Source organism: Pseudomonas sp. OV226, assembly GCF_003148705.1.
GTDB lineage: Bacteria > Pseudomonadota > Gammaproteobacteria > Pseudomonadales > Pseudomonadaceae > Aquipseudomonas.
Map to the genome: position 1 here is coordinate 42835 of NZ_QGGS01000018.1, position 21831 is coordinate 64665.

At 61.2% G+C, this 21831-nt stretch carries 22 protein-coding genes; 8 read left to right on the forward strand and 14 right to left on the reverse strand.

What is annotated here, in order from left to right; all coding sequences use genetic code 11:
• Positions 1 to 20: 20 nt before the first annotated feature.
• The 14 genes from abaF to C7534_RS23380 all read right to left on the reverse strand — a co-directional run bounded on the left by abaF (position 21) and on the right by C7534_RS23380 (position 13704).
• Complete coding sequence (gene abaF / locus C7534_RS23315) at positions 21 to 1418, reverse strand: fosfomycin efflux MFS transporter AbaF (protein WP_109787169.1); 1398 nt, start codon at positions 1416 to 1418, stop codon at positions 21 to 23.
• Positions 1419 to 1489: 71 nt separating this feature from the next.
• A complete protein-coding gene (locus tag C7534_RS23320; protein WP_046027192.1) occupies positions 1490 to 2407 on the reverse strand; it encodes a dihydrodipicolinate synthase family protein in 918 nt (305 codons plus the stop codon).
• A 125-nt stretch (positions 2408 to 2532) separates the two neighbouring features.
• Positions 2533 to 3561 carry a trans-3-hydroxy-L-proline dehydratase gene (locus C7534_RS23325; RefSeq protein ID WP_109787170.1) on the reverse strand — a complete coding sequence of 343 codons (1029 nt, stop codon included), beginning with the start codon at positions 3559 to 3561 and terminating at the stop codon, positions 2533 to 2535.
• Between the two features lie 133 nt (positions 3562 to 3694).
• Positions 3695 to 4417, reverse strand: a complete 723-nt coding sequence (locus C7534_RS23330; protein ID WP_046027194.1) for an amino acid ABC transporter ATP-binding protein — start codon at positions 4415 to 4417, stop codon at positions 3695 to 3697.
• Positions 4410 to 5060, reverse strand: a complete 651-nt coding sequence (locus C7534_RS23335; RefSeq protein WP_046027195.1) for an amino acid ABC transporter permease — start codon at positions 5058 to 5060, stop codon at positions 4410 to 4412. The genes C7534_RS23330 and C7534_RS23335 overlap by 8 nt, the downstream gene beginning before the upstream one ends.
• A 10-nt stretch (positions 5061 to 5070) precedes the next feature.
• Positions 5071 to 5736 carry an amino acid ABC transporter permease gene (locus C7534_RS23340; protein ID WP_109787171.1) on the reverse strand — a complete coding sequence of 222 codons (666 nt, stop codon included), beginning with the start codon at positions 5734 to 5736 and terminating at the stop codon, positions 5071 to 5073.
• Positions 5729 to 7507, reverse strand: coding sequence for a cis-3-hydroxy-L-proline dehydratase (gene lhpI, locus C7534_RS23345; protein ID WP_109787233.1), 1779 nt, complete (start codon positions 7505 to 7507; stop codon positions 5729 to 5731). Before lhpI ends, C7534_RS23340 begins: the two co-directional genes overlap by 8 nt.
• 10 nt (positions 7508 to 7517) lie before the next feature.
• On the reverse strand, positions 7518 to 8336 hold the full coding sequence (locus tag C7534_RS23350) for an ABC transporter substrate-binding protein (RefSeq protein WP_046027197.1): 819 nt from the start codon (positions 8334 to 8336) through the stop codon (positions 7518 to 7520).
• 231 nt (positions 8337 to 8567) lie between these two features.
• Complete coding sequence (locus C7534_RS23355; RefSeq protein ID WP_046027198.1) at positions 8568 to 9317, reverse strand: AraC family transcriptional regulator; 750 nt, start codon at positions 9315 to 9317, stop codon at positions 8568 to 8570.
• A gap of 74 nt (positions 9318 to 9391) precedes the next feature.
• A complete protein-coding gene (locus C7534_RS23360; protein WP_109787172.1) occupies positions 9392 to 10648 on the reverse strand; it encodes an NAD(P)/FAD-dependent oxidoreductase in 1257 nt (418 codons plus the stop codon).
• Complete coding sequence (locus tag C7534_RS23365) at positions 10645 to 10881, reverse strand: (2Fe-2S)-binding protein (RefSeq protein ID WP_109787173.1); 237 nt, start codon at positions 10879 to 10881, stop codon at positions 10645 to 10647. The genes C7534_RS23360 and C7534_RS23365 overlap by 4 nt, the downstream gene beginning before the upstream one ends.
• Entirely contained in the window at positions 10874 to 11989 is a 1116-nt protein-coding gene (locus C7534_RS23370) for an NAD(P)/FAD-dependent oxidoreductase (RefSeq protein WP_109787174.1), read from the reverse strand. Before C7534_RS23370 ends, C7534_RS23365 begins: the two co-directional genes overlap by 8 nt.
• On the reverse strand, positions 11986 to 12918 hold the full coding sequence (locus C7534_RS23375) for a 4-hydroxyproline epimerase (protein WP_109787175.1): 933 nt from the start codon (positions 12916 to 12918) through the stop codon (positions 11986 to 11988). The genes C7534_RS23370 and C7534_RS23375 overlap by 4 nt, the downstream gene beginning before the upstream one ends.
• A gap of 114 nt (positions 12919 to 13032) precedes the next feature.
• Positions 13033 to 13704 (reverse strand): GntR family transcriptional regulator, encoded by a 672-nt coding sequence (locus C7534_RS23380; RefSeq protein WP_046027847.1) that lies wholly within the window; start codon positions 13702 to 13704, stop codon positions 13033 to 13035.
• A gap of 360 nt (positions 13705 to 14064) precedes the next feature.
• Here C7534_RS23380 and C7534_RS23385 point away from each other — a divergent pair, with 360 nt between their 5' ends.
• The 8 genes from C7534_RS23385 to C7534_RS23420 all read left to right on the forward strand — a co-directional run bounded on the left by C7534_RS23385 (position 14065) and on the right by C7534_RS23420 (position 21796).
• Positions 14065 to 15411: an outer membrane beta-barrel protein gene (locus tag C7534_RS23385; RefSeq protein WP_109787176.1), complete on the forward strand. Its 1347-nt coding sequence runs from the start codon at positions 14065 to 14067 to the stop codon at positions 15409 to 15411.
• Positions 15412 to 15498: 87 nt separating this feature from the next.
• Positions 15499 to 16809, forward strand: a complete 1311-nt coding sequence (locus C7534_RS23390) for an ABC transporter substrate-binding protein (RefSeq protein ID WP_109787177.1) — start codon at positions 15499 to 15501, stop codon at positions 16807 to 16809.
• Between the two features lie 26 nt (positions 16810 to 16835).
• Positions 16836 to 17561, forward strand: coding sequence for an ABC transporter ATP-binding protein (locus C7534_RS23395; RefSeq protein WP_109787178.1), 726 nt, complete (start codon positions 16836 to 16838; stop codon positions 17559 to 17561).
• A gap of 3 nt (positions 17562 to 17564) precedes the next feature.
• Positions 17565 to 18257 carry an ABC transporter ATP-binding protein gene (locus tag C7534_RS23400; RefSeq protein ID WP_109787179.1) on the forward strand — a complete coding sequence of 231 codons (693 nt, stop codon included), beginning with the start codon at positions 17565 to 17567 and terminating at the stop codon, positions 18255 to 18257.
• Between the two features lie 2 nt (positions 18258 to 18259).
• A complete protein-coding gene (locus C7534_RS23405; protein WP_109787180.1) occupies positions 18260 to 19123 on the forward strand; it encodes a branched-chain amino acid ABC transporter permease in 864 nt (287 codons plus the stop codon).
• Entirely contained in the window at positions 19123 to 20157 is a 1035-nt protein-coding gene (locus tag C7534_RS23410) for a branched-chain amino acid ABC transporter permease (protein ID WP_109787181.1), read from the forward strand. The genes C7534_RS23405 and C7534_RS23410 overlap by 1 nt, the downstream gene beginning before the upstream one ends.
• An 86-nt stretch (positions 20158 to 20243) precedes the next feature.
• Positions 20244 to 21173, forward strand: coding sequence for a LysR family transcriptional regulator (locus C7534_RS23415; protein WP_109787182.1), 930 nt, complete (start codon positions 20244 to 20246; stop codon positions 21171 to 21173).
• 128 nt (positions 21174 to 21301) lie between these two features.
• The gene (locus C7534_RS23420) at positions 21302 to 21796 is read left to right on the forward strand and encodes a hydroxyquinol 1,2-dioxygenase (RefSeq protein WP_109787234.1); all 495 of its coding nucleotides are present in this window, start codon (positions 21302 to 21304) and stop codon (positions 21794 to 21796) included.
• Positions 21797 to 21831: the final 35 nt, after the last annotated feature.

A 21831-nucleotide genomic window follows, 5' to 3' on the forward strand; every position in this document is an offset into this window, starting at 1 on the left:
CTCCTGTAGGGGAAGGGGGATCAGGCCAGCGAATCGCCTCGGCGAGTGGTGGCCGGTTCGGTGCTGTCCAGGCCAGCAATCCGCGCCGCAGATTCACTGTCCACCTGATGCAGCGACTTGCCACGGGTTTCACGCGTCAGCCCGACGGCAACTATCGAAATCAGCGCGGCGCCGACCAGGTAGAAAGCGATGGGTGTCGAACTGTTGTACTTGTTGAGCAGGGTGAGGGCGATCAGCGGGGCCAGCGAACCGGCGAAGATCGGCGCCATCTGATAGCACAGGGACAGCGCGGTGTAGCGCACGTGGGTCGGGAACATCTCGGCCATCAGCGCCGAGTAGGGCGCATAAGTCATCGATTCAATGGCCAGGCCCAGGGTAATGGCCGCCATGATCAGCCAGTTGTTGCCGGTATCCATCATCGGGAAACCGATAAAACCCCAGGACGCCGTGAGCACCGCGCCGGTCAGGTACACCGGTTTACGCCCGACCAGGTCAGACAGATACCCCATCAGCGGGATCAGGAAGAAGTGCAGCAAGTGCGCGCCGAACATCAGCAACAGGATCTGTGACGTGTCCTTGTGCACCACCAGTTTCAGGTAGGTGATCGAGAAGGTCACGACGGTGTAATAGAGGATGTTCTCGGCAAACCGCGCACCGATACCAACCAACACGGCGCGCCAGTGGTGACGCAACACTTCGACCACACCCAGTTGCTGATGCTTGTTTTGCGCCTGCCGGGCCTGGGCTTCCTTGAAGATCGGTGCGTCATCGACGCTGGTACGAATCCAGTAGCCGATCAGCACCACCACCGCCGAAAACCAGAATGCAACGCGCCAGCCCCACGCGAGGAATTGTTCTTGCGACAGGGTCGACGACAACAGCAACAGGGCGAGGGTGGCCACCAGGTTGCCGGCCGGGACACCGGCCTGCGGCCAACTGGCCCAGAAGCCTCGACGATTGTCCGGACAATGTTCGGACACCAACAGAATCGCACCGCCCCATTCACCGCCAAAAGCGAACCCCTGAATCAACCGCAACAGCACCAGCAACACCGGCGCTGCATAGCCGATCTGATCGAAACCGGGCAGGCAACCCATCAGGAACGTGGTGATGCCGACCACCACCAGACTCAGTTGCAGCAGACGCTTGCGGCCGAATTTGTCACCGTAGTGACCGAACACCAGGCCACCCAACGGACGGGCGAGAAACCCGACGGCGTACAAGGCGAAGGCGGCGAGGATGCCGTCGACCGGGTTGCCGGTCTGGCGAAAGAACAACTGGCCGAAGACCAGTGCCGAGGCGGTGCCGTAGAGAAAGAATTCATACCATTCGGCGACGGTGCCGGCCATGGCGGCGGCCACGACGCGCTTGAGTCCCGAAGTTGTGGTTGCGCTGGACGAGCTTGGGGGATTGGACATGCTGACGTTTCCTGTGGGGGCGCAAAAACAGGCAGCCGGTTCGGGCCCCTAAGGGCCCGCCCGGCAATCACTCAGAGACCGACGTCCGGCAGCTCCGGACGGTTGGCCAGGGCCTTGGCCATGATCTGCTCGACGAACACGCGGTCAGCTTCCGGCAGGGCCAGGCGTGGTGGACGGGTCAGCGCGCTGCCGCGACCGGCGATGGCTTCGCACAGCTTGATGCACTGCACCAGGTCGGCACGGGCGTCGAGGTGCAGGATCGGCATCAACCATTCGTAGATCGGCATGGCTTCGGCGAAGCGACCGGCCTTGGCCAGGCGGAAGATGGTTTCGCCTTCTTTGGGGAACACGTTGGACATCCCCGAGACCCAGCCTTCGGCGCCCACCGCAATGCTTTCCAGCACCACGTCGTCGAGACCGGCGAACAGCACAAAACGATCACCGACTTCATTGCGCACGTCGATGAAACGGCGCGTGTCGCCAGAGGAGTCCTTGAAGCACACCACGTTGTCGCAGTCGGCCAGGGATATCAGGATGTCCGGGGTGACATCGTTTTTGTAGATCGGCGGGTTGTTGTAGACCATCAGCGGTACGTCGGCGTTTTTTGCCACGTAACGGTAATGCTCGGCGGTTTCGAACGGCTTGGAGCCGTAGACCAGTGCCGGCATCAGCATGACGCCGTCGACGCCCACACGGCGTACTGCGTTTGCGACTTTGGCGGCGGCCACACTGGTGAACTCAGCTACTCCGCAGATCACCGGAACGCGACCGCGAGCGGCGTCGACCGCGACTTCGGTCACGGCGATTTTTTCTTCGGCGGTCAGCGAGGTGTTTTCCCCCACGGAACCGCACACCACCAGGCCCGACACGCCGTCACGGATCACGTTGGAAATCACCTGATGGGTTTTTTCCAGGTTGATGGAAAAGTCGTCGTTGAATTGAGTGGTCACCGCGGGGAAGACGCCACTCCAGTTAATGCGTTTGCTCATTGTTGCCTCCGATGGGTTCGTTCGTATTTCGTATACGATATTGCAAGTGAGTAAATTCGGCTAGCGCTTTTTTCGGGTTACAAGGGGTTTTTGCTAGCCGTTGGTCAGTGTTTCGACGGCAGGGATCAGGCGCCAGGCCAGGTGTCAGACAGTCGGTAGCCTTGTGGCCATGGATCGCTCGGATCGAGCAGCAACTGATGAGTCCCGGTGATCCAGGCTCGTCCGGAAATACACGGGTAGATCGCCGGTCGACCGGCCACCTCCGTCAGCGAATCGATGCGGCAGTGGAACTCGGAACCGATGATCGAGCGGCCAATAAAACGATCGCCCACCTGCATCAAACCCTTGGCTTGCAACACCGCCATGCGCGCCGAGCAGCCGGTGCCGGTGGGTGAGCGGTCGATTTTGCCGGGTTGAATCACCACCGCATTGGCGCCAGTGGCGATGCCGTTTTCATGGACGATGGGCGCGGCGATCTGGCAGAAGGAAATGTGCGACCACTCGGGGTTCAGCGGATGTACGAAGCCCAGTTGTTCGTTGGCCGCCCGGGTGATTTTCAGCCCGGCCTCGACCAGGTCAGCCGCCTCGTCGGGACGGATGGAGAACCCCAGGCGCTTGGCATCGGCGATCACAAAACTGTCGCCACCGTACGCAGTGTCAACTTGCAGTGAGCCCAGGCCTTCGACTTCGATCCACGCATCAAGACGGTCAGCGAAGGAGGGTACGTTCTTGATTTCCACCCGCTCGACCTTGCCATCGCGGCAATCGGCGACGGCCTCGATCAGCCCGCCCGGGGCTTCGAGTACCAGCCGGGTTTGCGGTTCGGTCATCGGCAGAATACCGGTGTCGAGCAACACCGTGGCGACACACAGCGAGTTGGAGCCGGACATCGGTGGGGTGTCTGCCGGTTCCATGATGATCCAGGCCATTTGCGCCCGTGGGTCCTTGGCCGGCACCAGCAGATTGACGTGGCGGAATACTCCCCCGCGTGGTTCGTTGAGCACGAAATTGCGCAGGGTTTCATCCCGGGCGATCCAGCGAGATTGTTCCCACACGGTGGCGCCTGGTGGCGGGGCAACGCCCCCAACGATGACATCACCGACTTCGCCTTCGGCGTGGCAGCTGACGACATGTATGACTTTCGATGAGCGCATGACTTGATCCTTTTGTTACCTGTTAGGGCCTCATCGCGGGCAAGCCCGCTCCCACAGGTTTGCGGGTGTACACAAAATCGGTGGCAGACACCGATCACTGTGGGAGCGGGCTTGCCCGCGATGGGGCCGTCGGTTATTTCACTGACTTAAGGAAGGCCGCGGTTTCCGCATGCACCGGGTTGCCGATAACTTGCTCGGGCGTGCCGATCTCGTGCACCAGGCCATTGCGGAAAAACGCCACGCGGTCCGACACGTCGCGAGCGAAGCGAATCTCGTGGGTCACCAACACCATGGTCATGCCGTCTTCGGCGAGCATGCGCATGGTGTCCAGCACTTCGCCCACCAGTTGCGGATCGAGGGCCGAGGTGGCTTCGTCGAACAACATGTAATCCGGTGACATGGCCAGGGCGCGGGCGATGGCCATGCGCTGCTGCTGACCGCCGGACAATTTGCCGGGAAAGGCCTTGAGCTTGTCACCCAACCCCACGTGGGTCAGTTGCCGCACCGCCAGCTCCTCGGCTTCAGCCTTGCTTTTTCCGAGGACTTTGCGCGGCGCCAGCATCACGTTCTCCATCACGGTCAGGTGCGGAAAGGCGTTCCATTGCTGGAACACGATGCCGATCTTCTGCCGCAGGCGATTGAGGTCGGTGGCGCTGTGGTGAACCTCGACACCGTCCACGCGGATATTGCCTTTCTGAATCGGCTCCAGGCCGTTGATGCACATCAGCAGGGTCGACTTGCCCGAGCCCGAGCCACCGATGATCGACACCACTTCACCCTTGCTCACGGTCAGGTTCACGCCCTTGACCACCTCCAGGTTGCCGAAGGATTTGTGTACGTTGTCGATCTCAATCATTTTCTTGCCACCTTCTTTCCAGACGAGCGCCAAGGCGGGCAACCACCAGGCTCATGACGTAATAGATGAGGCCCGCGATGCACAGCACCAGCAACGGTTCCTGGATGCGGGTCACGATGGTTTGCGAGGCGCGCAGCAACTCGACGATGCCGATCCACATCACCAGCGCGGTGTCTTTCATCACACCGAGCACGAGGTTCAGCCAACCGGGAAACGCTACGCGCGTGGCGATCGGCAGGACGATCCAGCGCAGGTCCTGGAAGAAGCTCAGGCCCAGCGAGCGACTGGCGCGGCGCACGGTAAACGGCACCGCGAGCACACCACCGCGCACGATCTCGGTGAAGTACGCGGCGGCGTAGACCCCAAGCACGATGCAGCCAACGCTGAAAGCGCTGATGTCCAGACCGACGATGCTCTTTAGCGAGTTGAACAGCACAAACTGAATCAACAGCGGCACGCTGCGAAACACGTCCAGCACCCAGGCCAGCGGCAGGCTGGCGCGTGGCAGCAGCGCCCGCAACAAGCCGAACACCAACCCGGCGACAGAGCCGAGGATGATCGACCAGAACGTCAGTTGCAGAGTGACCCAGGCGCCATTGAGCAGAAACTGCAGGTCATTCCAGGAAAAACTGGTGGTAAACATGGTCAGGTCCTCAGTAACGGAACAGCCGCCAGGCCATCAGCCGGGCCGTCGCGACGATCGCCTTGGCAATCAGGTAATACAGCACCGCGGCAATGGCGAAGTATTCGAAGGTGCGGAACGTCTTGACGTTGAAGTCCTGGGTCACCCCGGTGAGGTCATTGTTCAGGCCGACAATCACCCCCAGCGAGGTCATCAACACCGCCCAGACCATTTGATTGCTCAACGGGTAGAACACGATCCGCAGCAACTGCGGGACGATGATCATCCGGTAGGTCTGGAAGGCACTCATGCCCAGCGAACGTGCGGCCCGCACTTGTGTGCCGGGCACAGCCTTGAGGCCGCCGCGGAAGTTTTCCGCGAGGTAGCCGGCGTTGTTGAAGGTGATCCCCGCCAGCAGTGCAAACCAGGAGCTGACATGCAGTTCCAGCGAGCCAAGGCCGAAGTAGAGGACGTAGACCTGGAACAGCGACGGGGTGTTGCGGGCGATCGACACCCAGCCGTTGCCGAAGCCGCGCAACAACGGACTTTTGGCTTCGCGCATCACCGTCAGGACCAGGGCGATGAGCACACCGAAGATCATCGACAAGGCGGCGGTCTCGAAGGTGACCACCGCCCCGGCGAGCATGTCCGGCAGGGCGCGCAGGGCCGAGCGCCATTGGAAGGTGTAATCAAACATGCGCGGTGTTCTCCAGGTGGACAGCCGGTTGCAGCCAGGCGGGCAAGCGTCCGCTGGCCGTAGCGGTGCAGGCTGCATCGACGCATTCGGCAAGGTTGGCGAAGTGCACCTTTCGACCGACCAGGCCGGGTGCGTAATGGGCGTATTTGCCCGAATTGGTCATCAAGGTTTTGGCGTCCAGCGGGATCACCGGTTCACCGAGCATGCACCAGCAGGTATCCGTGACGAGGGTTGCGCCGAAGGCTTCGATCACGCTGATGTGCCCAGCCTCGCGCGCCTGCTCCAGCACCGCGCGGCCGCAGGTGATGGCAAGGACCACGTCGGGATGCTTGACCCGATTGCGACACAGTCGCGCCAGGTGAGCGAACTCGCTGAGGGAGAAATGCGGATTGCCCAGCGAGACCACATCCACCCGGTTTTCGCGGGCGCTGTTGAGCTTGCGCCAACTGTGCAGCAGGTCCTTCAAGCGAATGGTTTCCACCGGCAGGGTTTGATCCGGCTCCAGAACCTGTGTCGGGTCGAGGGCTTCCGGGGTAACACCGGCGATATGGAACAACGGCGCGGCGGAGGTGGTGGCAAACGCCGCGCCGAAGGCTTTCAGGTCATCCAGGTTTGGCGTGCGCCGTTCCAATCCATACACCAACGGAATCCGGCTGCCCGCCAGCGCGCCAATGTGATAACCGAGCAGCGGATAGAACGCGTCATCCAGTTCACCCAATGCGGGTAACTCAATGTGCAAACGGGCTTTACGTTGAGCGTCCAGATGGCAGCCAATCAAGGGCGCGCGACCGGTCAGGGCGATGCAGATATCCAGGTAGTCCGGGTACTTCAGCGTCCGTGCACCGAGCACACTGTTGGCGTAAACCACAGCGTTTGATTCGGCCCAGACGATCTGTTCACCGGCCTTCGGCGCGCTGTCCAGCAGGTAGGGCGCACAGGTAAAGCTCAGCTGCGCCCCCATTGCCATGTAGGCATCACCCAAAGCGCTGGCCGGTACCCCAAGCGCGGGATCGATGCCCAATTCTCGCCAACGACGCTGGTCGACGGAGATTGAATTGAGGGTCGTCGGCACCCGCACTTTTGCGCCCCACTGCACCAACTGTTCGGCAAACCGCAGGCTGGCCGGGCCGGTATAGATGCAGCCGTCGATGTGCGCCTGAGTGACATCCACCAGGCATCGGGCACCTTGCAGTTCGGCCATGCGCAGGACGATTTGCATGGCAATTTGTGCCGCCTTGCCATGCTCGCCATCGAGCAGCGCCCGGTCGAGTACAGTGAGCTCGATCGAGGCGCTTGTTTCGACGGTTTGCGATGAATTTTCGAGTGCCTGCCAGGCATCGCCGGGCAGGTGTTCGAACAGTGTCACCGATGAATTCTCGACACGGGCAAACGCCTTGACGCGCAAGGCGGCAAAGGCCTCCTGACCGATGCACAGCACCGGCAGGGAACGCTCGAAAATGGTCTGCGCCACCAGCACGCCCAGGGTCAGAATCTCATCGGGTTCGGCCAGCACCAGTGCGGCCGGTGCGTGACCATTACTGATCAACTCCATCAGGACACTGCTGCCAGTGCACGAGCCGCGACCGCTGGGAATGGCCAGCACACGACCGGCCAAATGCTCGCCGCTGAGCGGGTGATGACGGTCGATGACCTCACCGCTGAACGGGTCAACGCCGCCCCAGAAACTCAGCCCGACATCGGCGAACAGCAGGGCGCCTTGTGCGGCGCCCGCGACCAGACTGCGACCGGAAAGGGAAGTGGCCCCAGGCATGCCGGACATCTTAGTAGTAGACCTTGGGCACGGTCAGGTCGGAAGGCTTGATCTCGGTGCCGACCCATTTGGTGAACAGTTCCTCGTAGCGGCCGCTACGGACTTGCTGGTTGACGAACAGGTTCAGGTAGTTGAGCAAGCCATACTCGTTACGCTTGGCACCCAGGGAGACATAGTCAATGGTGTACGGTGCGTTACCGGCGACCTTCAGGTTCTTGTATTTGCCCGACTTGATGGTGGCGGCGGCCACGGTATTGGTGACGACGGTTGCGTCGATGTGGCCCTGAGCGACGGCCAGCAACGTATCGTTCTGCGACTGATAAGCGCGGAAGGTGCCGCTGCCCCAGTTCTTCACGTCTTTTTCCAGGGCGATGGCTTCATAGGTGCCGCTGGTGTTACCCAGGGGTTTGCCTTTGATATCGGCGAAGCTGTTGATGCCGGTGTTGTCGCGGGTCAGCACCACCATCTGGAAGGCAAAGTACGGCACGGTGAGGCCGACAGTCTTGGCCCGTTCCAGGGTGTCGGAGGTTGACGCAACGATCACGTCGGCGCGCCCGGAGATCAGCGCCGGAATGCGGTCAGGAAAGGGGGTTTCAACCACTTCGGCTTCGACCCCGAGGACTTTCGCCAGGTCGCGGCAGTAGTCCACGTCGAACCCGGCCGGGTTGTTACCTTCATCGCGGAACCCCATCGGCGGGAAGTCCAGGGTCACGGCGCAACGCAGCTTGCCCGAACCGATAATATCGTCGAGCTTGTCAGCCTGGGCGGTGGCGATGAAGGAAGTGCTGAGGACAGCGCTGAGGGCTACGGCAAATGCGGGGTTTTTCATAGAGGCCTCGTTGTGGTTGTAGTGTCGTCAGATATCGTATTGGGGATTTCGTATACGATATTAACAATAGCAATGGACGTGCCTGTTTTCCTCCCGAGACCAGAATTAATTTCCAGCCCTTGAATCAGACGGGTTGCGCGACGATGAGTCGGTAGAGGCGAGAGGGTGCGGATCAGGAAGGTGTTACAGAAGGGAGCACAGTCGCCCCATGACGCGCCTTAAAGGAACACCTTAACGGCGGCTGTCGCGGTATTGGCTCGGCGCCAGGCTGGTCAAGGCGCGGAACTGTCGGCTGAAGGCACTGTGGTCGGTGTAACCACAGCGCAGGGCGATCTCTGTGATGGGCAGGTCGGTGTGCAACAACAGCCGCGAACCTTCTTCCAGCCGGGCCTTGTGAATCATCTGCCGTGGCGTGAGCTGGAACACGCGTTTGCAGTGGCGCTCCAGTTGCGCCACGGAATACCCGGCAATCGCGGTCAATTCGGCGAGGCTGATAGGGCGGGCGAAATGCTTGCGGATATGCGCGTCCACCGCAGCGAGTTTCGGGAACGCCGGATGGCTGGACTGGGGAAGTTGCAGGTCGCGGGAGATGCCCGCCAGGCCAACGATGCGGCCCTGTTCATCGTGCAGGGCCAGTTTGTGGGTCAGGCACCACATTGGCTGATTGCCGAAATACAGATGCAGTTCGAGTTGATCGGCCAGTTCGCGGCCGGTGGACAGCACGCGCCGATCCTGTTCGGTGTACAGCGGGCCGTAACGCTCGGGAAAGACCCTGTCGGCGGTGAGCCCAAGCAACTCGTCAGGGTGTTTGAAGCCGCAACGTCGGGCCAGGGTCTGGTTGACGAACGCGTAGCGGGCCTCGCTGTCCTTGATGAAAAACACCACGTCGGACAAGGTGTCGAGCAGCGGCGCAATCGGCTGCAAGCTGCTCAACAGGGTTGGCAGGTCACAGGGTTTGAACGTCGTGAGCGAGGCATACATGGCGCTGGGCGTCTGGTGGCAATGCCGAGGATCATAAAGACTCGGGCCGGCTATCGAAAGCCCTGGCCCGGTATTCAAACGGGCGGGTTGTCGTCCAGGCACAACAAGGTCTCGATCCGTGCCGGGCTGAACGGCGGGCGTGGCACCGAGGGTTGCCAGCCGAACAAGTGCTGCAAGGCGCCGCCACACACTCGACCCTGACAAGCGCCCATGCCGCAGCGGCTGGCCAGTTTGGCTTCGCGCCAGTCCGCGTGCCCGGCGAGCGCCGCGTAGGGTACGTCTTCGCAGCGGCATAGCAGGGTGTCGGGTTGTGCCAGCGACTTGAGTTGCGGGCCGAGCGCGAATGCCTGGTTCAGCGCATTGGCGAATCCCTGCCACCGCGCGCGCCGAGAGAACAATGCTTGAGCCGCCTGACGGTCGTCGACCGCTGCGTAACCTGCAATCGCACCTTCGACCAACGCCAGTTCACTGCCACCGAACCCCGTGCATTCTCCTGCGGCATAGTGATCAACGCGGCGGGTGGCTTGCCAGGTATCGACCGCGAGGGCGTGGCCATCGAGATCACAGCCCAGGGCCTGGCCAATTTGAGTGTTGGGGATCAGGCCGAAGCCACAGGCCAGGCGATCACATTCCAGTTCGACGATTTTCCCTTGCTGTTGCAGGCGCACGCCTTCTAGGCGCTCGGTTCCCAGCGCCGCCAACACGTGGGTGCCGGTGCGGTAATGGCGATCGAACAACGTGAACGACTGCAGCAGTTTGTTGGGCCAGCGCGGCAGTTGTGCGGCGAACCCGGCGACTGCCGCCGTTGAAGCCTGCTCGGCGATGCGCAGCACCCGGGCACCCTTGTGTTTTGCGGTCGCGGCGCTGGCCAACAACAACGGCCCGCTACCGGCGATCACCACGCGTTCACCCTGTACCGGCAGGCCGCCCTTGATCAATGCCTGAAGGCCGCCCGCGCCGGTTACGCCGGGCAGTGTCCAGCCGGGGAAGGGCAGCAGCAACTCACGGGCGCCGGTGCACAAAATCAGTTTGTCGTAGGCAATCAGCCAGCCACGATCAGCATCTTCGACCAATAATTGCTTCGGCCCGGCGCAGGCGATCACCCGGGCCCCGGAATGGACGCGGATGTTGTCGCAGCGCTGCAGTTGATCACGCAGATCACGGGCCAGCGTCGGCAAATTGGCCTGAGGCCCGTCGCGCCAGATTTGTCCGCCCGGCGCGGGGTTGTCGTCGAGCATGACGATACGTGCACCGCCAGGCGCGGCGGCGAGGGCGGCGGCCATACCGGCAGGGCCGGCACCGATAATCAGCACGTCGGCATATTCGCTCATGTGCGTGTCTCCACTTGCATGCCGTCACGGCACAGTGTCTGGCAGGCCAGACGGCGTCGACCGTCGATGGTCACCCGGCATTCCTGGCAAATACCCATGCCGCACAAGGGCGCGCGGCGTTGACCACTGACCGAAGTCCGACTGCAACCGTCGCTTCCCAATGCCAGCGCGGCCGCGACACTGGTGCCCTCGGCAACGCGCAGGGAACGGCCATCGAGCATCAATTCAGGCATAAACGGGCTCTCCCAGAAAACGCTGCGGCAGATATGGATGTGCGGCGAGCGGCGATGTTTCGTTGAACAGTTGCGCGACCAGCAAATCGGCCGTGCCGGGGGCCGTGGTGACGCCCAGTCCTTCGTGGCCGACGGCCAGCCACAGGCCCTTGCGCTTTGGGTGCTGACCCACCAGCGGTAAGCCGTCGGGGCTGGCGGCGCGAAAACCGGTCCAGGCGCGGATGCCATTGAGCTGCGCCAACCCCGGCATGTATTCGATCGCACGCTTGAGCATTTTGGCGAGCATCCAGCCTTCGACCTGCGGGTCAGTGGTGCCGAATTGCCGCGAGGCACCGATGAACAATTGCCCGGTTGGTCGAGGTTGAATGTTGCAAGCCGTCGAGGGGCCCGAGGCGTTATGGGCACTGGTGACATAGCCGAGCTCCACCAAGGTGTGCGTGACCTTGGCGGGGTAGCGGTCGGTGATCAGCAAGTGGCCTTTCTTCGGTTCGATTGGCAATTCCGGGCATAACTCGTTGGCCTGAACGCCGTTGGCCAGAATCACGGCTTCGGCACTCAGCCAGCGACCGTCATCCAGGCGTACACGGTTGCCATCGACTTCACTGACTCGCGCCCGCAGCTGCTGGATGTTCGTCGTGTCGAGCATCCAGTTAGCCGTCGCCGGGGCATAGAGAATGCCGTCGCCATTGATTAACAAACCGCCTTCCAGGCCCTCGCGCAACTCGGGTTCGCGCTCGCGCAACGCACGGCGGCTAATCAGTTCACAGGCAACGCCTTGAGCTTGAAGGTTCAGGTATTTGCTGTGGGCGACCGTCATTTCTTCGGCGTTGGCCGCCAGCCAGAGGGTGCCGTTGCTGCGGTAGGCGCAGCCGTCGGGCAGATCCGGCCCGTGTTCGCGCCAGCGTTGCAGGGAATATTGGCTGAGCGCCAGTTCGGCCGGGTTGTCGTCCAGGACCAGCAGGTGACCCATGCCTGCCGCTGTCGCACCGGGGATGCCGGCGTCCACCACCAGCACGCGCAAGCCACGGCGGGCCAGCGCCTGGGCACAGGCGGCGCCGATGATGCCGGCGCCAATCACGATCACATCGGCGATCAGGCCTTCACTCACGGGCGAATGCCCCAAGCGAATGGATCGTCCTGTTCGATGATCAGGCTGGCTTCGGCGCTGATGTAGGCACGACCGCGAATCGTCGGCACGATGCGCTCGCCCTGAAGTTCGTATGAACCCTCGAACTCGCTGCCGATGACGCTGGCCTGGCGCCAGATCTGTCCCGGCTGCAATTTGTCGTCAGCCGCCAGGCACGCCAGTTTGGCACTGGTGCCGGTGCCGCAGGGTGAGCGGTCGTAGGCTTTGCCGGGGCAGAGGACGAAGTTGCGACTGTCGGCGTGTTCGTCATCGGCGAACAGCTCGACGTGATCGATCAGCCCGCCGTCTTCACCGCGAATGCCCTGGGCTTCCAACGCTTGCTGCACGGCAAAGGTATACGCGGTCAATGCATCGAGGTTGTCACCGGCCACACGCAGGCCATGCTCGGCGATCAGGAAAAACCAGTTGCCACCCCAAGCCACATCGCCGACCACCGTTCCAACACCTGGCACTTCGAGCGCCAGCGCCTTGCGGTAACGGTAAGCGGGCACGTTGCGTACGCTCACTGAATGGTCTTCGTGCAGCGTTGCCTGCACTGTGCCCACTGGCGTTTCGATGCTGTGCACGCCCGGGCCGATCTTGCCCATATGGGCCAACGATGCCACCAGGCCAATGGTGCCGTGGCCGCACATACCCAGATAACCGCTGTTGTTGAAGAAGATCACGCCGGCACACGCGGTCGGATCGACGGGCTGGCAGAGCAGGGCGCCGACGAGTACGTCACTGCCTCGTGGTTCGAGCACACACGCGGCACGCCACCGATCATGCTGCTCAGCCAGCCGCTGCCGACGTTCGGCCATGCTGCCGGAACCCAGGTCGGGAAAACCTGCCGTCACCAGGCGGGTAGGTTCGCCGCCGGTGTGGGAGTCGATCACGCTGATTCGTTTCATAACAGGGCCACGTCCGTTCAGATGAGTGAACGAAAGAGTGGCCCGTGCGGGGGGGCGCCGGCTTGATGGTTTTATCCAGCGCCGATGACGATATCGGCACAGTGCGGCGAGCGGTTAGTGATGGTGCGGCAGGTGCTCGAACAGCGTCTTGCAGACCCCGGCAATGTGCTCGTCGAGCAGCTTCACCGCCAGGTCCACGTCGCCGGCGCGACAGGCCGCCAAAATCTCCCGGTGTTCATGATCGGCGCGATCCTTGCCGGCCGAGAGGCTCATCTGCATGCGCAGGTAACGCTCCAGTTTGTCGTTGACCGAACGAATCAGGCCGACCAGAAACGGGCGTTGCGCCGGTTCGTAAAGGCAGGAATGCAGTTCCCAATTGAGCTCGGCCCAGCGTCCCACGTCATCTTCGCCGATGAATTCCTGGCAGATACGTTCGGCACGGGCGAAGGTTTCTTCGGTCATGTTAGGGATGGCCAGGCGCAGCACTTTGTCTTCGAGCAGCATGCGCACTTCGAACATCTGCGCCAGTTCTGCGTCGGACACCCGCGTCACCATCGCCCCGCGATTACGCTGGAACATCACCAGGCCTTCAGCCTCCAGGCGCTTGAGCGCTTCGCGCACCGGGATCTTGCTGACGTTGAACTGCCGCGCGATGTCGTCCTGGCGAATCGGCTCGTCCTCGTCAAAATGCCCGGCAACGATTGCGTCCCGCAGATGGCGAGTGATGATTTCCGACGTCGAAGGCGCATTGCCAAGGTCTGGAGCATTGAATTTGGTTTGGGTCACGGCGGCGGTCGTTCGGAATGAGTTGTAGATATGGTATACGAATTTTGCCGGGTGTTCCTTTGTCGACACACCAGTCTGTGGCGCCCTGTATGGATGAGGCTGACATCGACATCCACACTTGAGAGCCGGGTGCCGAGCCTCTGATTGTTCTGAATACGCAAACACTGAAGTCGCCGAGAATGGAATTGTTGGTGGAGTGGTGGGCTTGTAGCCTCCATTACGCCGAACACCGCGATTGGCCAACGATCGGGTGGAGCTCCAGCCAGGGCTCATCAAGACAGACACTGTTACGTCATCGCTTGCTTTCGGCCGCATGCCCCTTCGGGGGATTGGCACCTAATAAAAATAAGGAAGGCAGCTATGAGTATTCGTGCATGGGTCCGTGCAGCAACCCTGCTTGCGCCCGTTCTGGGTGCCGGGGTTCTGGTTCCCTCTTTGGCTTGCGCAGCGGACGACCCGATGGGCTCGTTGGTGCGCGGGGTGTTCGGCGACAGCCTTGAGCGTGAACACGGGATCAAGGTCTATGGCTGGGGCCAGGTGGGTGTGATCTACAACAACAACGGCACGGATGACGTCAGCAAACAGAGTTTCTTCAATACCGATGAAGGCGTGAACCTCAACCAGTTCGCCCTGGCCGTGGAAAAGAAACCCAAGAGCAATGTGATCGGCCGCGTCGGGCCGTTTCCGGGGCCGATGCCGCAAGAGGCTGACTGGGGTTTCAACGTCACGACGGTGTATGGCAAAGACGCGCGCTACTTCAAGACCTACGGCTGGGACGAAGACCTGAGCGCGAACCGCAGCAACAAACCCGAAGAACCCGCACTCACCATCGCCCAGGCCTACGCCGACTTCTACTTCCCGGTGCTTGGCGGCTCAGACCTGATGATCGGGATATTCCACACGCCACTGGAAAACGAAATCGGCTTCGCGTTGCCATCCCCGGCACCGACGGACTTCTACTCGCACACGTATTCCTTCATGCATGGCCCGGCCAAACATGCCGGTGCGTTGTACTCCTTCAAACTGCCCTCGGCACCCGGCGAAAGCATGCTGGGCTTCGAGTTGGGCGTGGTGCAGGGCTGGAACAACCTGCAAGACCCCAACCATGACCCGGATGTGATCGCCAACGTGCGCTGGCGCTCGGCGGACTTCGGCACCTGGATCGACTGGGAAAACATCTACGGTAACGGCGCCGGCGACAGCTTCGCCGAATGCAGCTGCGGCTCACCGCTGCCGGCCGGAACCAAGGATGACGACTACAAGCGCCTGGCGTCTTACCTGACCCTTTCGCACGTCGTCGATCCGAACAACCGCGTGGCACTGGAGCTGAACTACGGCAAACAGGAGCAAGGCGCCTTCGCCGGGTTCGCCAACAAAAACGATGCCACCTGGTACGGCACCGATATCAACTGGTATCACAAACTCAGCGAAAACCTGATGTGGAACAGTCGCGCCGAGTGGTTCTACACCGACGCACCGGTCCACGTGATGATGGCCAACATCGACCCGAACACCGGCATCCCGGACCCGACCTGGGGCAGTTTCTACGGCGTGACCACCAACGTGGCCTGGACGCCGACACCCAACGTGCGCCTGCGTCCGGAATTGCGTTACGACATTCATTCCGGTCCCGGTCGCGATGCCTACGCCGATGGGCAACAGGACTCGCAGGTCGTGGCGTCCTTCGACGTCAGCTTCTTCTTCTAAACCGACTTCTTTCGTTTACCCCTGACCCTGCGTGCTGGCCCGGCCACACGTGGCGACCCTGTTCGTCCAGGCTTTTGGAGTACTGACATGACAGACAACAACGATAAAAACCTGTTTGGCCGCGACTTCTCACGGCGCAACTTCCTGCGCAGCACTGGCGCTGCCGCTGGCGGCTTGGCGCTGGCCAGCCTGCCGTTCAATTTTGCAATCGGCGGCGAGCGGGTGATCAAGCTCGGCTATGTCAGCCCGCAGACCGGGCCGCTGGCGCCGTTTGCCGCCGCCGACAACTACATCATCGAATCGCTCAAGCAGGTGCTGAAAAACACGATCAATGTGGCGGGCAAGGCCTATCGCCTGGAAGTCATCGTCAAGGACAGCCAGTCCAACCCCAACCGTGCGGCGGAAGTGGCAAGCGAGTTGATCCTGTCAGACCAAGTCGATCTGATGCTGGTGTCATCGACCCCGGAAACCACCAATCCGGTGTCCGACCAATGCGAAATCAACGAGATTCCCTGCATCTCCACCGTGGCGCCCTGGCAGCCGTGGTTCTTTACCCGTGGTGGCAAACCGGACCAGGGCTTTGAGTGGACTTATCACTTTTTCTGGGGCCTGGAAGATGTGATTGGCACTTACAGTTCAATGTGGGGTGCCATGCCGTCCAACAAGGTGGTCGGCGGTCTGTTCCCCAATGACGGCGACGGCAATGCCTGGGGCGACCAGAAACTCGGCTTTCCACCGGTGCTGGCGCAGAAGGGTTTTCAGTTGGTCGACCCCGGCCGATTTCAAAGCCTGACGGACGATTTCTCCGCGCAAATTGCCGCGTTCAAAAAAGCCGATGTCGAGATTGTCACCGGCGTAGTGATTCCACCGGACCTCAGCACGTTCTGGACCCAGGCCCGCCAGCAAGGCTTCAAGCCAAAAGCGGTATCGGTAGGCAAGGCGTTGCTGTTTCCCACGGCGGTTGAAGCGTTGGGCAAGGCGGGCAACAACCTCTCGACCGAAATCTGGTGGAGCCCGACGCATCCGTTCAGTTCGTCATTGACCGGTGCCAGTGCCGGGCAGCTGGCCCAGGGTTTCACCCAGGCCACCGGCAAGCAGTGGACGCAACCCCTGGGGTTCGTGCATGCCCTGTTTGAACTGGCGGTGGACATCCTCAAGCGCACCGAAGAAGTCGGGAACGCCCATGCAGTACGCGATGCCTTGCTCAAGACCCATCTGAATACCGTGGTCGGGCCGATCAACTGGAACGGCGGGCCGGTGAAGAACGTGGCCAAGACGCCACTGGTCAGCGGTCAGTGGCGGCTGGGCAATGACAACAAATACGACCTGATCGTGACCAGCAATGCCAACGCCCCGGCGATTCCGCTAGGCGGCGAGATGCAGGCCATCACGTATTGATCGCGCAAAACAGAGACGAGGGCAGCATGCAACAGCCACTTCTGCAAATGACCGACGTGCACAAAAGCTACGGCTCGGTGAAGGTCACGGACGCGATCAATCTGACCCTGCAACCGGGTGAGGCGCTGGGCATCATCGGCCCGAACGGTGCGGGCAAAAGCACGCTGTTCAACCTGATCGCCGGTGGCGTGGCGTCCGACAAGGGCACGATCCATTTCGAAGGTCGCAACGTCACTCGCGAGCCGGTGTTCAAACGTTGCCAGCAAGGCATCGGTCGCTCCCATCAGATTCCGCACCCGTTTGTGAAAATGACCGTGTTCGAGAACCTTTTGGTGGGCGCGACTTTCGGTGCGCGGCTCAGTGACAAGGAAGCCAGTCAGTGGTGTGCGCAAACACTGGAGCTGACCGGCCTGATGCGCAAGGCCAATGCCTTGGCTGGCTCCTTGACCTTGCTCGATCGCAAACGCCTGGAAATGGCCCGCGCCTTGTCGACCCAGCCGCGTCTGTTGTTGCTGGACGAAATTGCCGGTGGTTTGACCGAACCGGAATGCCTGCAACTGGTGGACACCATTCAGGGCATCCACACGTCCGGCGTCGCGATCATCTGGATCGAGCACATCGTGCATGCCTTGCTGGCGGTGGTCAGCCGTCTGACGGTGATCAACTTCGGCGCCAAACTGGCCGAAGGCGAACCGCGCAGCGTTATGGCCGACCCTCGGGTCCAGGACATTTACATGGGCATCGGGAGCTGACGCATGCTGACCATCGAAAAACTCTGCGCCGGCTACGGCGACTTTCAAGCGCTGTTCGACATCAGCCTGACCCTTGAGGCGGGTGAAACCGTAGCGATCATCGGTTCCAACGGTGCGGGCAAGTCGACTTTTTTGCGCTCGCTGGCCGGGCTGATCAAAAACTCGCCCGGTGCCATCACCTTCAAGGGGCAGGCCATTGGTGACCTGGCGGCCAATCAGGTGCTGGAGCAGGGCATCGCTTTAGTGCCGGAAGGCCGAAAGCTGTTTCCTTCGCTGTCGGTTGAGGAAAACCTGCTGATCGGTGCCTACAGCAAACGCCCGGGACCGTGGACGCTGGCCAGGATCTACCAACTGTTTCCAGTGCTGGAAAAACTGCGCAAGCGCCCCGGCACTGCCTTGTCCGGTGGCCAGCAGCAAATGGTCGCGATTGGCCGGGGCTTGATGGCCAACCCGCACTTGCTGTTGTGCGATGAGATCAGCCTGGGCCTGGCGCCGACCACGATCAAGGACATCTATGCCGCGCTGCCGTCGATCAAGGCTGACGGCACCACGGTGATTCTTGTCGAGCAGGACATCAATCAGGCGCTGAGTGTGTGCGACCGCTTCTATTGCTTCCAGGAAGGGCGCGTGTCCCTGACCGGGCGGCCAGGGGATGCGGACAAAACACACATCAAAGCCGCGTACTTCGGGATCTAGTGATGGAATGGCTCAATACTTTGCTTCAAGGCATGTTGCTCGGTGGCCTGTACGCGATGTTCGCGGTGGGGCTGTCGCTGATGTTCGGCATCATGCGCCTGGTCAATATCGCCCATGGTGACTTCATCGTTCTGGCGTCTTATCTGGCGCTGATGGTGGTCAATCATCTGGGGTTCAGTCCGTTGGCGAGCCTGGTGATCGTCGTGCCGCTGATGTTCTGTTTCGGCTACCTGCTGCAACGGCTATTACTCAACCGCACGCTGGGCACGGACATTCTGCCGCCACTGCTGGTGACCTTTGGTTTGTCGATCATCGTGCAGAACGTGCTGCTGGAATTTTTCAGCGCCGACAGCCAGAAACTGTCCCAAGGCGATCTTGATGTGGCCAGTGTCGGCATCGGTAGCCTGAGCGTGGGCGAGATGCCGCTGATCGTGTTTTGCAGCGCGTTGCTGATCATTGGCGGCCTGCAATTGCTGTTCTACAAAACCTCGCTGGGGCGGGCGTTTCGCGCCACGTCCGATGACCAGCACACCGCACGGCTGATGGGCGTGAACAACGCGCACATCTTTGGCCTTGCGATGGCGCTGGCGATGGCGGTGGTGTCGATTGCCGGGGTGTTTCTGGCCATCCGTACCAGTTTCGACCCTACCGTGGGGCCGGCGCGGCTTTTGTACGGTTTCGAAGCGGTGATCATCGGCGGCCTGGGCAGCCTGTGGGGCACCTTGGCAGGCGGGGTGATCCTTGGTGTAGCGCAAACCCTGGGCGCAAAAATCGATCCCGGCTGGCAAATCCTCGCCGGTCACCTTGTGTTTCTGCTGATCCTGGTCGTGCGCCCGCGTGGCCTGTTTCCCCGGAGTGTCGATTGATGAATGCCTTGAACAATCCCGCGCTCGGTTATCGCGTGCAACGAACGACCCTCAGCAGCACGATTGGTCTGTCCTTGCTGGGACTCTGTGTATTGGTGCTGCTCAGTGCCCCTCTTTGGGCCGATCGCGCGAGTCTTCGTCTGGTGGTGGAGTTCGCTTACTACCTGGCCTTGGCGCAAATGTGGAACCTGCTGGCCGGGTACGCCGGCATGGTGTCGGTCGGGCAACAGGCCTTCGTTGGCCTCGGCGGTTATCTGCTGTTTATGCTGGCGAGCCAGTTCGGTGTACCGCCCTTGCTCGCGGTGCTGCTCTCTGGCGTGGCGGTTGCGCTGCTGGCGATTCCCACGGCGTTGATTGTGTTTCGTCTGCGCGGAGCCTATTTCGCCATTGGTACCTGGGTGGTGGCAGAAGTGTTTCGCCTGGGCCTGGCGCAAATGAGCAGCCTTGGCGGTGGATCCGGGCAAAGTCTGCCGGCGGCGATCGTGCGGCAGATCGGCAATGACCGGGACGGGCGCGAGACGTTGATCTATTTCACCGCGCTTGCCATCGCCATTGGCGCCGTGGCAGTGGTGTTCTTGCTGCTGCGTTCGCGACAGGGATTGGCCCTGGCGTCAATTCGTGATTCGGAACCGGCGTCCGGCAGTCTAGGGGTCGATACATTCCGCACCAAACTGATGGTCTACGTGTTGGCCGCCGGTTGCACAGGCGTGGTCGGGGCACTGATCTTCCTGCAAAAACTGCGCATTTCACCGGACGCGGCGTTCAACCTGCAAGACTGGACGGCAGTCGTGATCTTCATCGTGATTATCGGCGGCATCGGCACCCTCGAAGGACCGCTGATCGGCACGCTGATTTACTTCGTATTGCGCGGCTGCCTGGCGCAATACGGCGCGGTGTACATGATCATTCTCGGCGCCGTTGCGGTGGTGATGATGCTCAAGGCGCCGCAAGGCGTGTGGGGGCTGATCAGCGAACGCCTGGGCTGGCAGGTTTTCCCCATGCAGCGACGGTTATCCGTGCGGCCCCAGCCATAAGACGGCTCCGGGATGTGGAGCGCGAGGTGCCGACAGGCTAACCTCGCTGTTCCTATAAGAACAAAAACATCCAGAGAGCCGGCCCCATGGATCGTTTACTCAGTGTCGAAGCCTTTGTGCGAGTTGCCGAGACCGGCAACTTCGCCAGGGCGGCCCAGCAATTGGGCGTGACCCGCTCAGTCATCACCCACCGCATCCAGCAACTCGAACAGTTCATCAATGCGCCGCTGTTCCACCGCAGTACCCGCCATGTGCGGCTGTCTGAGGTAGGGGAGACGTATTACAAGGAATGCGCGGACATGGTGGCGAGTTTCAATTCGCTTACCGAACACATGCGCGAACTGCGGGCCAAACCCACCGGCAAGTTGCGCGTACAAATGCTGCCAGGGTTTGCCATCGGTCACTTCGGGCGACTGTTGGCCGAGTTCACGCGGCTTTATCCGGACATTGAAGTGGATGTCATCGTCAACGACCGGGTGGTGGACCCCATCGAAGAAGGCTTCGATGTGGCGTTCCAGATGTTCCCGCCTATGGCGGAAACCCTGATCGAGCGCAAACTGTTCAGTGTGCGCCGATTGTTCTGCGTGTCCCCCGATTACGCCAGCGAGTTCGGCGTGCCGACCCATCCTCAGGAGCTGCTGCAACACAAGATCGCCCTGTACGAGGGCTATCCGTCGCGCAACCGCTGGATCTTCACCCGCGAAGATGAGCAAGTAGAACTGAGCCTGCCGGGCCAAGTGCGTTCCAATTCAGTGCATTTGCTGCGCGATTACGCACAAACCGGGGTGTGCATTGTCTGCCTGCCGACACTGGTGGCCAGCGATGACTTGCTCAGTGGCCGGTTGATTCCGGTGCTGTCCGAGTACGCCTTGTCATCCTTCAACTTCTCCGCGGTCTACCCCGCGACGCAGCGCCGGGCCTTGAAAGTACGCACGTTGATCGACTTTCTGGTGGAGAACTTCGGCGATGAGCCATGCTGGGACATACCCTTGCTGGAGCGTGGCTGGGTTCGCTGACCGGCACTTGGCTCGCTCCAGTGTTTGCGTTTCGCAAACACTGTTGTCGCCGGTCCTCTAATTGTTCCGGGGCCAGGCGCGACGTACTGTTGGCTCACTGTTACTACAACAACAAAACGGTGAAAACCATGAGTAGCGCTGCAATCGAAACGGTATTCGGCTCGCTGGACAACTACACCAAAGGGTCGGTTGAACTCATCAGCGGCCAGGCCAGTCACTACGCTTTTTCGAACATCTTCGAAGTGGCGGCACAGTCCCGTCCTTACGAAAAAGTCGTGGTCGGCCTCAACCTCGGCTATGTCGTGGAGTCCATCCGCGCCGAAGGTCAATCGCCTTGGTACACCGCCGCGCACGACGAATTCGCCATCGTCATGGACGGTGAAGTGCGGGTGGATTTCCTCAAGCTCGATGCGCCGCTCAAAGACAGCGAGGGCACGCAACTGGCCGGCGAAGTACCGGCGGGCAAACCCATGGGCTACGTGTTGCTCAAGCGCGGCCATCAGTGCCTGTTGCCGGTGGGCACTGCTTATCGCTTCGAAGCCAGCCGCCCGGGCGTGATCCTGCAGCAGACCATCAAAGGCCCGCTGTCAGTCGAGAAGTGGGCTGACATCTGCTTCAAGTGATCTGCCCAGCCGCCTAAACCAACAACAAAAGGAAT

Bases quoted from the DNA above. Each gene is read 5' to 3' on its own strand.
- C7534_RS23410 (WP_109787181.1), top strand. From the start codon at position 19,123: ATGAATGCCTTGAACAATCCCGCGCTCGGTTATCGCGTGCAACGAACG.
- C7534_RS23335 (WP_046027195.1), bottom strand. From the start codon at position 5,060: ATGTTTACCACCAGTTTTTCCTGGAATGACCTGCAGTTTCTGCTCAAT.
- lhpI (WP_109787233.1), bottom strand. From the start codon at position 7,507: ATGCCTGGGGCCACTTCCCTTTCCGGTCGCAGTCTGGTCGCGGGCGCC.
- C7534_RS23395 (WP_109787178.1), top strand. From the start codon at position 16,836: ATGCAACAGCCACTTCTGCAAATGACCGACGTGCACAAAAGCTACGGC.
- C7534_RS23385 (WP_109787176.1), top strand. From the start codon at position 14,065: ATGAGTATTCGTGCATGGGTCCGTGCAGCAACCCTGCTTGCGCCCGTT.
- C7534_RS23375 (WP_109787175.1), bottom strand. From the start codon at position 12,918: ATGAAACGAATCAGCGTGATCGACTCCCACACCGGCGGCGAACCTACC.
- C7534_RS23365 (WP_109787173.1), bottom strand. From the start codon at position 10,881: ATGCCTGAATTGATGCTCGATGGCCGTTCCCTGCGCGTTGCCGAGGGC.
- abaF (WP_109787169.1), bottom strand. From the start codon at position 1,418: ATGTCCAATCCCCCAAGCTCGTCCAGCGCAACCACAACTTCGGGACTC.
- C7534_RS23400 (WP_109787179.1), top strand. From the start codon at position 17,565: ATGCTGACCATCGAAAAACTCTGCGCCGGCTACGGCGACTTTCAAGCG.
- C7534_RS23390 (WP_109787177.1), top strand. From the start codon at position 15,499: ATGACAGACAACAACGATAAAAACCTGTTTGGCCGCGACTTCTCACGG.
- C7534_RS23355 (WP_046027198.1), bottom strand. From the start codon at position 9,317: ATGTATGCCTCGCTCACGACGTTCAAACCCTGTGACCTGCCAACCCTG.
- C7534_RS23340 (WP_109787171.1), bottom strand. From the start codon at position 5,736: ATGTTTGATTACACCTTCCAATGGCGCTCGGCCCTGCGCGCCCTGCCG.
- C7534_RS23325 (WP_109787170.1), bottom strand. From the start codon at position 3,561: ATGCGCTCATCGAAAGTCATACATGTCGTCAGCTGCCACGCCGAAGGC.
- C7534_RS23330 (WP_046027194.1), bottom strand. From the start codon at position 4,417: ATGATTGAGATCGACAACGTACACAAATCCTTCGGCAACCTGGAGGTG.
- C7534_RS23405 (WP_109787180.1), top strand. From the start codon at position 18,260: ATGGAATGGCTCAATACTTTGCTTCAAGGCATGTTGCTCGGTGGCCTG.
- C7534_RS23360 (WP_109787172.1), bottom strand. From the start codon at position 10,648: ATGAGCGAATATGCCGACGTGCTGATTATCGGTGCCGGCCCTGCCGGT.
- C7534_RS23320 (WP_046027192.1), bottom strand. From the start codon at position 2,407: ATGAGCAAACGCATTAACTGGAGTGGCGTCTTCCCCGCGGTGACCACT.
- C7534_RS23415 (WP_109787182.1), top strand. From the start codon at position 20,244: ATGGATCGTTTACTCAGTGTCGAAGCCTTTGTGCGAGTTGCCGAGACC.
- C7534_RS23350 (WP_046027197.1), bottom strand. From the start codon at position 8,336: ATGAAAAACCCCGCATTTGCCGTAGCCCTCAGCGCTGTCCTCAGCACT.
- C7534_RS23420 (WP_109787234.1), top strand. From the start codon at position 21,302: ATGAGTAGCGCTGCAATCGAAACGGTATTCGGCTCGCTGGACAACTAC.